The organism is Polaribacter haliotis (genome assembly GCF_014784055.1).
GTDB lineage: Bacteria > Bacteroidota > Bacteroidia > Flavobacteriales > Flavobacteriaceae > Polaribacter > Polaribacter haliotis.
The window spans coordinates 600,054-613,372 of record NZ_CP061813.1 but is presented as its reverse complement, the minus strand read 5'-3'; the positions used below and the strand labels follow the sequence as shown (position 1 = coordinate 613,372).

The following is a 13,319-nucleotide window of genomic DNA, read 5'->3' as shown; positions in this document are numbered from 1 at the left end:
AATACAAAAATGCTCTTAAATAGAAGTTTTTGTTGTTTAATTTAGTGAATGGTTTGTTTTTTTTTGTGAACCGTAAATTAATTAAAGATGGTATTTATCATTTTTAGAAAAGCATCTTTACGATCTCTGGCGATTGGAATGGTTTTATTATTTTGCATTACCACATGTAAACCATCTTTTTTTACAACCTCATTCATAAACTTTAAATTGATCAAATAAGAACGATGGGGTTTATAAAACAGAGGTTTGTCTTTTAATTGGTTTGCAAAATGTTTAAGAGTTTTGCAGATTAATTCCGATTTTCCATTCATTAGATGTACTTTGGTGTACACACCATCTGCTTCGAAATATAAAATATCTTCATGTGAAGCAAAAATGATTCCTTTTGGGATTTCCAACGCAATTTTATTTAAAGATAATTGCTGAAAAGCTTTTTCTAAATTTTGTAATTTATGGTTAATATTCTCTTCTTCAATTACCTTTTTAGCATTTTGTAAAGCTAACTTTAACTCCTCTATATCAATTGGTTTCATTAAATAATCGATGGCAGATAAACGAAAAGCTTCAATAGCATATTGGCTATAAGCTGTTGTGAAAATAATTTGAAAATTTATTTTTTCATTTTTAAAGAAATCTAATATTTCTAAACCCGAATTTTGAGGCATTTCTATGTCTAAAAATACAATTTGAGGTGCTGTACTTTTTATTAGCTCTACACCTTCTACCAAATTAGAAGCCTCTAAAATAGTGGTAATTCCAGTACATTCTTCTTGTAAGAGATTTGCTAAAACGTTTCTGGCTCTGCTTTCATCATCAATAATTAATATTTTCATGGTTATTGATTTATGGGGATTTTAATGATAATTTTTGTTCCGGTTGCAATTTCATTTTCAGATAAATCTTCTATCACGATTTCTAAATTAGAATTATTTGCAAGGTTTAATAAGTTAATTCTTTTTTGATTTGCAGAAGTGGCAAAAGATTTATGGTTTCCAACTCTTTTTTTGTTGATTTCTGCAGCTGCTTCTCTTCCAATTCCATTGTCTAAAATGGTACAAATTAATGTGGAAGAATTGTTATCTTTTTCAAATAAAATATCTAATTTTTTATTATCAATTTTATGTAATAAACCATGTTTTAAAGCATTCTCTACATAAGGTTGCAATAATAAGGAAGGAATGAAAATTTGCTCTAAATGTAAGTTTTTATCAACATGAATGTTAAAGATGAAATCGTCGTTAAATCGATCTTTTTCTAGTTCTAAATACAATCTTAATGCTTTAATTTCTTCTGCTAGTGTTACAGTATCATTCTGGCTATGTTCTAAATAAATTCGGATTAATTTAGAGAATTTTACTAAATATTGTCGTGCTAATTTTTTTTCATTTAAAATAATAAAATCCTGTATAGAATTTAACGCATTAAAGATAAAATGAGGGTTCATTTGAGAACGTAAATTCTCTAACTGAGAATACACCAATTCTTTCGTTATTTTTTCTTTTTCTAGTGCAATTTTCTGCTCTTTTCTTAAACGTTTATTCTGATTTTTGAAGTATATAAAAATTAAAAACACCACTAAAGAAAGTACAAACAATAAAAACCAGAATGTTTTGTAGAAAGGTTTTGTTACAGTAATTGGCAATAACAAAACGTTAGAATACGCTGTTTGAAATTTATTTTTTGCTCTAACTTTTAAAAGAAATTTTCCTGATGGAAGTGTGTTAAATGTAATAAAGTTAATTCCGTTTTCGATTGCATTCCAATTATTAGAAAACCCCTCTAATAAGTAATCATAACCTACATTTTCTTTAGATTGAAAACCGTTACTATTAAATTCTACTTTAAAATTACTTTCTAACTCTTTTAATTTTAATTCTTTCGGAAATTCTTTTACAGAATCATTAACAATCAATTGCGTAAAATACAATTCAGGAATTTTTCTTTTTTTAAACACTTTATGCTTGTTAAAACTTAATAAACCCTTATTTGTTGTTATAAATACTAAAGAATCTAAAACTGCAATATTATCAATTGCATAAGAATTTAAACCATCGATTTTCGCAAGTGTGTTTAGTGTTTTGTTGGTTTTATCGTATTTCTGTAAACCATTTTCTGTAGAAATCCACAATTCATTTTTATATGCCTCAATTTGATTTATTACATTAGAAGTCAATCCATTTTTAACAACTAAACTATCTACAAAAGTATTGTTTTTAAAAGCAAACAACCCTTTATTATGTGTTGCTACCCAAATGGTTCCATCTTCTAATTCTGCCAATTTAGAACCATAAACTCGCTTGTTTTTATATTTTAGATACGTTCCTTTTTTTTTATTGATGTTGTATTTTAAAAAACCATCTATCATTGTAGCATAATAGCTATTCTCTTTTTTTGCATATAAAGCGGCATAGGTTCTTTTATAAATTAAATGTTTGTATTGTTTCGTTGTAATATTTATTTCAGACAAACTATTGGGTGTACTTACTAAATAATTATCATTATTTATAAAATCTACAGATTTCCAAGCCGCACTTTCATTAATTGATTTGAAAGAATTATTACTAAGATTATAGTTTACAGCATAATTCGAAGTTCCTATTAAAAGTGAATTGTTTTTAGGAATGTAATAAAACGTTTTTACAGCAGTATTTGAGATAAAGTTTAGTTTTTTTATGGCTTTTGTTGAAATATGATATTCTTCTACAGTCCCATTACTACTGGCTAAAAAAAGTGTTTTATCATTTTTTTTTCTAAGTGTAGTAATATTATCAAATAATTGATTGTACACTTTAATTTCTTTATTAGAAATAATAAAAACACCATTTCTTAAGGTCGAAAACCAGTAATTTTCATTTTTATCTAAGACTACTTCTGTAACATAATTGTCCTTAAAATAGCAATCGTTAATTATTAACCGATTATTTTTTATTGATGTTGAAAAAACACCCTTATTGGATAATAAAAATAGTGTGTTTTTAATGATAGTAACTTTATGAATTAAAATTCCATTCAAATATTCAGGAACGTTAATTTGTATATTTCTACTTGTATTTATCTCACTTATTTTTAAACTAAGTTCTTTTTCACTTTGTGCTAATATGTATTTTTTATCATACAATTTAAAACCAATTTTACGACCTCTAACATATTCGTCTTTTGAACCTAAGCTACTTACAAATACTTTTTCTTTATTAATATCTGTAATTTTAAATAAATTATAATTGGAAGAAAAATGAAAATCTTTAAAATTATCATTTAATTCCTCTGAAGGAATACCATCTGTTTTTTTTAAAACTCTTTCGTTTTTTTTAGTATTAAGATTTGTAAAAGAAATGTACTTATTATTAATAGTTACCAAATAATTCTCAAAAAAATAGTAATCTACAAGGGTATTTATATCTTCGAAATCTTTAAATAAATGAAGTTTATTGTTTTCTACGTAAAAAAATTGGCCTGCTAAATTATTACACCAAACTCTTCCTTTTAAATCGGTTTTTAGTCCAAATAAAGATCGGCCTCGTTTTAATGGATTGTCTAAAAGTTGGTATTCTCTTCCATTGTATTTAAATAAACCTTTATCTGCCGCCAACCAAATGAAGCCATCTTTATCTGCCAATAAATCGTAAAATTCGATATCTGGCAAACCATCTTTTTCAGTTAAATGAATGGAAAGAGGTTCTTGAGCATTCAAAAAGAAAAAAGAAAAAAATAGAATTAAAAAGAATGCTGTATTTTTTTTCACAAAGTTGGTTTGTATCAAAAATACAATTATTTAGAAAAAAAAGTAAAAAAAGTTAGTGAGTGGTGCTTTTCTATTAGTGAGCGTTGTTATTTTACCTTATAACAAGACTTATAAATATCTTCATAAACTGGAAGAATACTTTCTAATGAAAATTGTTTGGTATGCTCTTTCGCATTTTGCTTAAATTTCTCTAAAATAGCATCGTCTTTTAAAATTGAAATGGCATTTTTAGCCATATCTTCTACATCTCCTAAATCACTTAAATAACCAGTTTTGCCTTGAATATTAACTTCTGGCAAACCGCCAGTATTTGTAGAAATAACAGCTGTTCCTGCAGCCATAGCTTCTAAAGCTGCTAAACCAAAACTCTCTGTTTGTGATGGTAATAAGAAAACATCTGTATAACATAAAATCTTAGCTACTTCTGTACTGTTCCCTAAAAAGAAAACATCATCTGCAATTTTTAATTCTTTTGCCAACTTTTTTGCTTTTATTTTTTCTGGACCTTCGCCAATCATTAATAATTTAGCCGGAATTTCTTTTTTAACTTCAGCAAAAATTCTAATTACATCTTCTACCCTTTTAACAGGTCTAAAGTTACTTATATGTGTTAGAATTCGTTCATTCGGTTTTGCAAGTGCACTTCTTTTACATTCTTCTTGATGTGCATTGTCGTATTTTTCTGTATCGATAAAATTATAAACAACTTGAATATTTTTAGTAATATTGAATAATTTATTGGTGGTTTCTTTTAAATTATTAGAAACTGCAGTAACCACATCCGAGTTATTAATGCTAAATTCTACAGCTGTTTTATATGTTGGGTGACTTCCAACTAAAGTAATATCTGTTCCATGAAGTGTAGTTACAACTCTAACATCCAATCCTTTTTCTTTCAACATTTGTTTTGCCATAAAAGCAGCATACGCATGAGGAATTGCATAATGTACATGTAAAACTTCCAATTCGTATTTTCTAACAACTTCTACCATTTTACTCGATAAAGCTAATTCGTAAGGTTGGTATTCGAATAGTGGATATTCTTCAATTACAACTTGATGAAAATGCAATTTATGAGAAAGAAAATCTAAACGAACTGGCTGATTATAAGTAATAAAATGAACCTCATGTCCTTTATTCGCCAAAGCTTTTCCTAATTCTGTAGCTACTACTCCACTTCCACCAAATGTTGGGTAACAAACAATCCCTATTTTCATATGTAATATTGAAAGATTAAAAAATTTATTAGTTGTAAATATAAAGCTAATCTTACAGTTGAAATCAAAATAAAAGCATAAAAAAAGAGCTTTTCAATTTACTGAAAAGCTCTTTTAATATTTTTATTTATTTGAATCTTAATAATTCAATTTTTAGTAATCTCCTAAAGTTGCAGGATTTTGAGCCAAAGCATTTTCTAACTGCTCGTCACTTGGTGCTTTACCATGCCAAGCATGTGTATGCATCATAAAATCTACACCATTACCCATTTCTGTATGTAATAAAATACAAACTGGCTTTCCTTTTCCTGTTAATGATTTTGCTTCTGCTAATGCTGCTAAAATAGTATCAATATCATTTCCTTTTTCTACATCTAAAACCAACCAATCAAAAGCTTCGAACTTCGCTTTTAAACTTCCCATTGCTAAAACTTCATCTGTAGTTCCATCAATTTGTTTTTCGTTTAAATCGATTGTACAAATAATATTATCTACTTTTTTTGCTGATGCATACATAATTGCTTCCCAGTTTTGCCCTTCTTGCAATTCTCCATCTCCATGTAAAGTATAGATAATTTTATCATCTCCATTTAACTTTTTAGCTTGTGCAGCTCCTAAAGCAACAGACATTCCTTGTCCTAAAGAACCAGATGCAATTCTTACTCCTGGTAAACCTTCATGAGTTGTTGGATGTCCCTGTAAACGAGAATCTAACAATCTAAAAGTGTTTAATTCTTCTACTGGAAAAAAACCACTATGTGCTAAAACACTATAAAAAACTGGTGAAATATGTCCGTTTGATAAAAAGAATAAATCTTCGTTTTTACCATCCATTTTAAAGTCTGTAGAATAATCCATTACTTCTTGATATAAACAAGTAATAAATTCTGCACAACCTAAAGAACCTCCTGGATGCCCAGAATTAACTTTGTGTACCATTCTTAATATATCTCTACGAACTTGTTGTGTAAAATCTTGTAATTGTTGTGTTGTTGACATTTTGTGATTTTATTTTTATCCTGACAAAAATACAAAAGTGAATGAATTTGTATGGTTTTTATAGAATATTTATTGAAGTTTTATTAACAGTTTATTATTTCTTTCATAAATGATTAATTTTTTTTTGGGATTGAGTATGTGCGTTAGGGATTGAAATGGAAATCCTTTGGCCTTTTTTAAGGCAAAAGATTGTATTGGAAAGCCCGCTCGAACGCCCAAAAATAATTAGGTTTTCTGCTTCTTCTTTTTTGCTGCTGGAAACAAAACATTATTAAGAATTAAACGATAACCTGGCGAAGTTGGGTGTAAATCCAATTCTGTTTTTGGGTCGCCAACTCTGTGTGTATAATCCTCTGGATCATGACCTCCGTAAAAAGTAAACATCCCTTTTCCTTTGGTTCCATGGATATATCGCGCTTCTCTATTTACTTTGTTTTCACCCAAAACCAAGACGTTACTTTTAACTGTATTTCTATCGAAAGAAGTGGTTTGCCCCATAAAACCTTTTACTAAAACTGTATGATTTTGAGTTAACATAGTTGGAACTGGATCCCATTTTGCAGAGAATTCTACCAAAGAAAAATAATCTGAAGTTTTTGGAATTTTACGTTTACGAGTCATATCTATTGTAGAAAACTCATAGGTTGTTGGATTACGAATCAAATCGAAATTTTTAAAAGCAAATGTTTTATTAAAATTGATTTTCGACTGATAATTTGGTTCTGATGCATCTCCATCGAACATTGCTTCTGCAATATCTACGCCTTCTGCAGACAATGCAATATCGAAACTATCGGTTGCAGAACACATAGCAAACATAAAGCCACCTCCAACAACATAATCTCTAATCTTTTTAGCAACTGATAATTTTTCTTGAGAAACTTTAGAATACCCCAATTCGGTTGCTAATTTCTCTGCTCTTTGTTTGCCTTCTATATACCAAGGTGCAGTTCTAAAAGAACCATAAAATCGACCATATTGACCAGTAAAATCTTCGTGATGTAAGTGTAACCATTCGTAAATTAATAATTTATCTTCTAAAACGTCTTTGTCGTAAATTACATCGAAAGGAATTTCTGCATAGGTTAAAACCATAGTTACAGCATCGTCCCAAGGCATTTTGTCTTTTGGAGAATACACTGCAATTTTTGGTGCTTTTTCTAAAGTTACAGCATCTTGATTCGAACTTGGTGCAGAAATTTCTTGCAAAATAATTTGTGCTTTTGCATCGGAAATTACTTGATAAGAAACGCCACGAATTTTACATTCATTTTCTATAATTTTGTTGTTCTCTATTAAAAATGCACCTCCATCGTAATTTAATAACCATTTCGATTTTAAACCAGCTTCTAAACCGAAATAAACAATTCCGTAAGCTTTTAAATGATTTTTCTGATTATCGTTGCTCATAGGCACATATATAAATGATGCCCAAATTGAGTTTGAGATTAATAAGAATGTTAATATTGTTATGAGTTTTTTCATATTAAAAACTAAAATACACAATTACTTGAAAGCAATTGTGTATTTATTAAATTTTATAAATTATTTAGTATTCTAGAAAGGCACATCATCATCACCAAAAGCATCTTTTGGATCTACTCCTCCAGCTCCAGCAAATGGATCTTCAGGAAAATCTGCATTCATAGAAGATTGGAATTCACTACTAAAACCTTCTTCTAAATCGGAGAATTTTGCCAAATGTCCTGTAAATTTTAGTCGAATATTATCTAAACCACCATTTCTGTGTTTTGCGACAATAAACTCTCCTTGCCCTTCACAAGGCGTGTGTTCATCATCATCCCATTCTGTCATTCCATAATATTCTGGACGAAAAATAAACGATACAATATCTGCATCTTGCTCAATTGCTCCAGATTCACGTAAATCGGATAATAAAGGTCTTTTAGATCCTCCACGCGTTTCTACAGCACGCGATAATTGAGAAAGTGCAATTACAGGCACTTCTAATTCTTTCGCCAACGCTTTTAAATTTCTCGAAATCATAGAGATTTCTTGTTCACGATTTCCACCTGCTTTTCCACCAGCAGTCATTAATTGTAAATAATCAATTACAATAATTCTAACATTATGTTGCGAAACTAATCTTCGTGCTTTTGCACGTAAATCGAACACTGAAAGTGATGGAGTATCATCTATAAAAATAGGAGCATCAGATAATTTCTTAACTTTTACGTTTAATTGTTCCCATTCATGTGGCTCTAAATTTCCTTTTCTTAATTTTTCTGAAGTTAAACCTGTTTCCGAAGAAATCATACGTGTAATCAACTGAACAGAAGACATCTCTAAAGAAAATACTGCAACTCCATGATTAAAATCAATCGCCATATTTTTTGCCATGGAAATTACAAAAGCCGTTTTTCCCATACCAGGTCTTGCAGCAATAATTACTAAATCGGATGGTTGCCAACCTGAAGTTAACGCATCTAATTTTGTAAAACCTGTTGCCAAACCAGACATTCCTTCTTGGTTTCCAATTTCTTGGATTTTCTTTAATGCTTGTTTTACTAAAGAACCTGCATCTTCCGAACTTTTTTTTAAGTTTCCTTGTGTAACTTCGAATAACTTTGCTTCTGCATCGTCTAATAATTCGAAAACATCAGTTCCATCATCATAAGCATTTTCTATAATTTCGCTGGAAATCGAAATTAATTTACGTTGAATGTATTTCTGAAGAATAATTCTTGCATGGAATTCGATGTGTGCAGAAGAAGCAACTTTTTGTGTTAAACGAATTAAATAGAAATCACCACCAACAAATTCTAACTTTCCATTCTTTTTCAACAAGTTAGAAACTGTTAACAAGTCAATTGGTTCCGAATTTTGGAATAATTGATTAATAGTATCGTAAATTTCTTGATGTTTTTGATCGTAAAATGCTTCTGGACTTAAAACGTCAATTACATCATCCATTCCTTTTTTGTCAATCATCATTGCACCCAAAACAGCTTCTTCCAATTCCACTGCCTGTGGAGGAATCTTACCTTTTTCCAGACTAATAATTCTTGCCTTATCTATTTTTTTGCCTGCGACTGCATTCGTTTTTTCCATGATTACAAATGTACTTTTTTACTTCTTTAGCGCTTACTAATTGATAACATTTATTTGTACACAAATATTGTAAACTAAATTGTTATTATCTTGTTAATAACCAGTGAACTTCCAAAATGAAATGTTATTTTTACCCAAATGAAAGTAAATAAAAAACATCTTTTTCTAACAATTTTTCTTCCAATTCAGGTTTTGTTGGTGCAATTGGCTGCTAAAAATCCTGCATTTATAGAAACGTATTATTCGAATGGAATTTATCCCTTTATTTCCTCTTTTTTAAGAATTATTTTGGGTTGGATTCCTTTTTCTTTTGGTGATATTTTACTGGCTTTTGGCCTATTTATTTTTCTTCGTTTTTTATACAGATTGATAAAATCTCGATTTAAAAATTTCATTTACAAAATTATTCATTTTACTTCAATTTTATCAATAATTTATTTTTGTTTTTACCTTTTTTGGGGTTTGAATTATTACAGAGAACCTTTAGCCAAAAACTTAAAATACCAACAAACAAAATATACAACAGAACAGCTTCAAAAAGTAACAGAAAACATTATTGAAAAGTTGAATTTTTATCAATATGAAATCACAAAAAACGATACAATAAAAGTCGAAAATAGCTATCATCAAAAAGAAATGTATAAAATGGCAGTTGCTGGTTATAAAAACTTGGAAGCAGATTTCCCACAATTAAAATACAAATATACATCTGTAAAAAGTTCTTTAATGAGTTTGTTACAAACCTATAATGGAACTTCTGGTTACTTAAATCCTTTAACTGGAGAAGCCCAAGTAAATAGTAGAATTCCTAAAACAAGTTACCCAACAACTGTCTGTCATGAAATGGCGCATCAAATTGGTTATGCCGCAGAAAATGAGGCTAATTTTGTCGGTTTTTTAGCTGCCAATTATAATGATGATATTTATTTTAAATATGCGAGTTATAGAATGGCTTTTGGATATTGTATTTCAGAAATTAGAAAACGAGATCGAAATTTATCAAAAGAACTTTGGAAAAGAGTAAACAAAGGAATTACCAAAGATTTTAATGCGAGTTATTTGTTTTGGCAAAATTATAAAAATCCTTTTGAGCCGGTTATTAAAAAAGGATATAGCGCTTATTTAAAAGCCAATAAACAAGCTAAGGGAGTTGAGTCTTATAATTATGTGGTGGATTTATTAATTTCTTATTTTGAAACTTCCGAAGAAATCTAATTTCCTTAAAAAAATGTTAAAAAAATAGCATTTTAACAGTTTACAAATCACTAATATTTAAATTTAGCAACTAATTTAACTTTAACTAATTCGAACTATATGAGAAAACTACTCTTATTCTTCTCGTTAATGTTGGCATTTTCTTTGCAGTCGCAAGATTATTTCCCAACAGATGCAGGAGTAAAAACGACAGCAAACACAATGGTTGCTTTTAAAAATGCAACTATTTATATTACACCAGAAAAAGTCATTAAAAAAGGTACTTTATTGGTAAAAGATGGCAAAATTGTAGAAGCTGGCAGATCTGTAAAAATTCCTGATGGAACTAAAATTATAGACCTTTCTGGTAAAACAATTTATCCTTCTTTTATTGATATTTATTCAAATTTTGGTATTACTAAACCAAAAAGAAGTACTGGAAGATTTGGAGGAAGCCAGTATGCATCTGAACGTCAAGGTTATTATTGGAACGATCACATAAGACCAGAAACAAATCCAATAGGAGAATTTAATTTTGATAATAAGAAGGCTAATGAACTTCTTAAGGCAGGCTTTGGAGTTGTTAACACCCATTTATATGATGGAATTATTCGTGGAAACGGTTTATTAATTGCTTTAAACCCTAATTCTTCTAATTCTTATAGAATTTTAGATACAAAATCTGCTCAGTACTTTTCTTTTTCTAAAAGTAGTAAATCAAAACAATTATATCCAGGTTCTAGAATGGGTGCAATGGCTTTATTACGTCAAGTCTACAATGATGCCTCATGGTATGCAAAAGGCAATATGAAAAACAAAGATTTGGCTTTAGAAGCATTTAATAAAAATAAAAATTTAGTTCAAATTTTTGAAACTGAAAACCACTTAGATGCATTAAGAGCAGATAAAGTTGGAGACGAGTTTGGAGTACAATATACCATTGTTGGTAGTGGAGATGAATTTGAAAGAATTAATGATATTAAAGCAACAAATGCTAATTTTATTATTCCAATTAAATTTAGAAATGCATATGATGTTTCAAATCCTTTATTAGCAAATCAAGTTTCTTTGGGAGACATGAGAAGATGGAATCAAGAACCTACTAACTTAAAGGTTTTGTCGGAAAATGGAGTAAACTTTGCTTTAACAACTCATAGTTTAAAATCTGTTTCCTCTTTTCACAAAAATTTGCAAAAAGCAATTAAGTATGGTTTCGATAAAGAAAAAGCATTAGCTTCTTTAACAACAATTCCTGCAAATATTATTGGAAACAATAAAATTGGTAATTTAAATGATGGAAGTTATGCTAACTTTATTATTACTTCTGGAGATGTTTTTGATTCGAAAACTACGATTTACGAAAATTGGGTACAAGGAGAGAAAAATGTTGTAAGCGATATGAATATTCGCGATATTACTGGTGAATATAAATTATCTGTAAATAATAAAGATTATACTTTAACTATTACTGGTGAAGGATCTAAACAAAAAGGTGAAGTAACATTAGGTGATAAAAAAATAAAATCTAAATTTTCTTTTAGCGATGATTGGGTATCTATCAATTTAAATGAAGATGGAAATTATACAAGATTGGTTGGGAAAATAATGAATGCTTCCAACCTTATCCAAGGAACTGCCTATGACAATAATGGAAACGAATCTTATTTTTCAGCTTCAAAATTAATGAAGAAATCAAACGTTAAAAAGGAAAAGAAAGATAAGAAATCGAAAGACGAGGTCTTTACAGTAGTTCCAGTAACCTATCCAAATATTGGTTTTGGAAATTATGAACAACCAAAAACAGAAACAATTTTAATTAAAAATGTAACTGTTTGGACAAGTGAAAACGAAGGAATTTTACAAAATACAGATGTTTTATTAAAAGATGGTAAGATTTCTAAAATCGGGCAGAATTTAAGAGCAAGAGGTGCCACTGAAATTGATGGAACAGGAAAGCATTTAACAGCTGGTATTGTAGATGAACATTCGCACATTGCTGCTTCTGCAATAAATGAATGGGCACAAAACTCATCTGCAGAAGTAACTATTGAAGATGTTGTAGATCCAACTGATATTAATATTTATAGAAATCTTTCTGGAGGAACAACTTCTGCACAAATTTTACATGGATCTGCAAATCCTATTGGTGGTCGTTCTGCAATTATTAAACTTAAATGGGGAGAAAATGCAGATGAAATGATTTATAATAATTCGCCTAAATTTATAAAATTCGCTTTAGGTGAAAATGTAAAACAATCTAGAAGTCCAAATGGAACTCGTTTTCCACAATCTAGAATGGGTGTAGAACAGATGTTTACAGACTATTTTACAAGAGCTCAAGAATATGATGCTTTAAAGAAAAGTGGTAAACCATATAGAAAAGACGAAGAAATGGAAACGATTTCAGAAATCTTAAATAAAGAACGTTTTATTTCTTGTCACTCTTATGTACAATCAGAAATTAATATGTTAATGAAGGTTGCAGAGAAATTCAATTTTAACATTAACACATTTACACATATTTTGGAAGGATATAAAGTTGCAGATAAAATGGCAGAACATGGTGTTGGAGGATCTACTTTTTCAGATTGGTGGGCTTACAAGTACGAAGTTAATGACGCCATTCCATACAATGCTGCAATAATGCACAATGCTGGAGTTTTAGTGGCTATAAATTCAGATGATAGAGAAATGTCTAGACGTTTGAACCAAGAAGCAGCAAAAACAGTAAAATATGGTGGAATGACCGAATTAGAAGCTTGGAAAATGGTAACAATTAATCCTGCAAAACTTTTGCATATAGATGATAGAGTTGGAAGTATTAAAGTTGGTAAAGATGCAGATGTTGTACTTTGGAGCGATCACCCAATGTCTATTTATGCAAAAGCAGAGAAAACAATTGTTGAAGGAAAAGTATTTTTCGATAGAGAAATAGATCAACAAAAAAGAGAAAAAATTAAAGCAGAAAAAAGTAAGTTAATTAATATGATGTTGAAAGACAAATTGGGTGGTGGTAAAACACAAGCACCAATGAAGAGAAAAGACCGAAACTTTCACTGTGATACTTTAGAAGAACTTAAAAACTAGAAAAAATG

At 29.5% G+C, this 13,319-nt stretch carries 8 protein-coding genes; 2 read left to right on the top strand and 6 right to left on the bottom strand.

The window, feature by feature from the left end; all coding sequences use genetic code 11:
• Positions 1-77 precede the first annotated feature (77 nt).
• From H9I45_RS02375 to dnaB, 6 genes are all read right to left on the bottom strand, one after another.
• Entirely contained in the window at positions 78-833 is a 756-nt protein-coding gene (locus H9I45_RS02375) for a LytR/AlgR family response regulator transcription factor (protein ID WP_088353539.1), read from the bottom strand.
• A 2-nt stretch (positions 834-835) separates the two neighbouring features.
• Positions 836-3,742 carry a sensor histidine kinase gene (locus H9I45_RS02370; RefSeq protein ID WP_088353540.1) on the bottom strand — a complete coding sequence of 969 codons (2,907 nt, stop codon included), beginning with the start codon at positions 3,740-3,742 and terminating at the stop codon, positions 836-838.
• Positions 3,743-3,828: 86 nt separating this feature from the next.
• Positions 3,829-4,959, bottom strand: a complete 1,131-nt coding sequence (gene bshA / locus H9I45_RS02365) for an N-acetyl-alpha-D-glucosaminyl L-malate synthase BshA (protein WP_088353541.1) — start codon at positions 4,957-4,959, stop codon at positions 3,829-3,831.
• 153 nt (positions 4,960-5,112) lie between these two features.
• On the bottom strand, positions 5,113-5,958 hold the full coding sequence (locus H9I45_RS02360; protein WP_088353542.1) for a transketolase: 846 nt from the start codon (positions 5,956-5,958) through the stop codon (positions 5,113-5,115).
• A gap of 225 nt (positions 5,959-6,183) precedes the next feature.
• Positions 6,184-7,443 carry an asparagine synthetase B gene (locus tag H9I45_RS02355; protein WP_228455020.1) on the bottom strand — a complete coding sequence of 420 codons (1,260 nt, stop codon included), beginning with the start codon at positions 7,441-7,443 and terminating at the stop codon, positions 6,184-6,186.
• Positions 7,444-7,515: 72 nt separating this feature from the next.
• A complete protein-coding gene (gene dnaB / locus H9I45_RS02350; RefSeq protein WP_088353544.1) occupies positions 7,516-9,030 on the bottom strand; it encodes a replicative DNA helicase in 1,515 nt (504 codons plus the stop codon).
• Between the two features lie 138 nt (positions 9,031-9,168).
• Here dnaB and H9I45_RS02345 point away from each other — a divergent pair, with 138 nt between their 5' ends.
• Together H9I45_RS02345 and H9I45_RS02340 are read left to right on the top strand one after the other, a co-directional pair.
• The gene (locus tag H9I45_RS02345) at positions 9,169-10,245 is read left to right on the top strand and encodes a DUF3810 domain-containing protein (RefSeq protein WP_088353545.1); all 1,077 of its coding nucleotides are present in this window, start codon (positions 9,169-9,171) and stop codon (positions 10,243-10,245) included.
• 99 nt (positions 10,246-10,344) lie between these two features.
• Complete coding sequence (locus tag H9I45_RS02340; protein WP_176397536.1) at positions 10,345-13,311, top strand: amidohydrolase family protein; 2,967 nt, start codon at positions 10,345-10,347, stop codon at positions 13,309-13,311.
• The last annotated feature ends 8 nt before the right edge of the window (positions 13,312-13,319 follow it).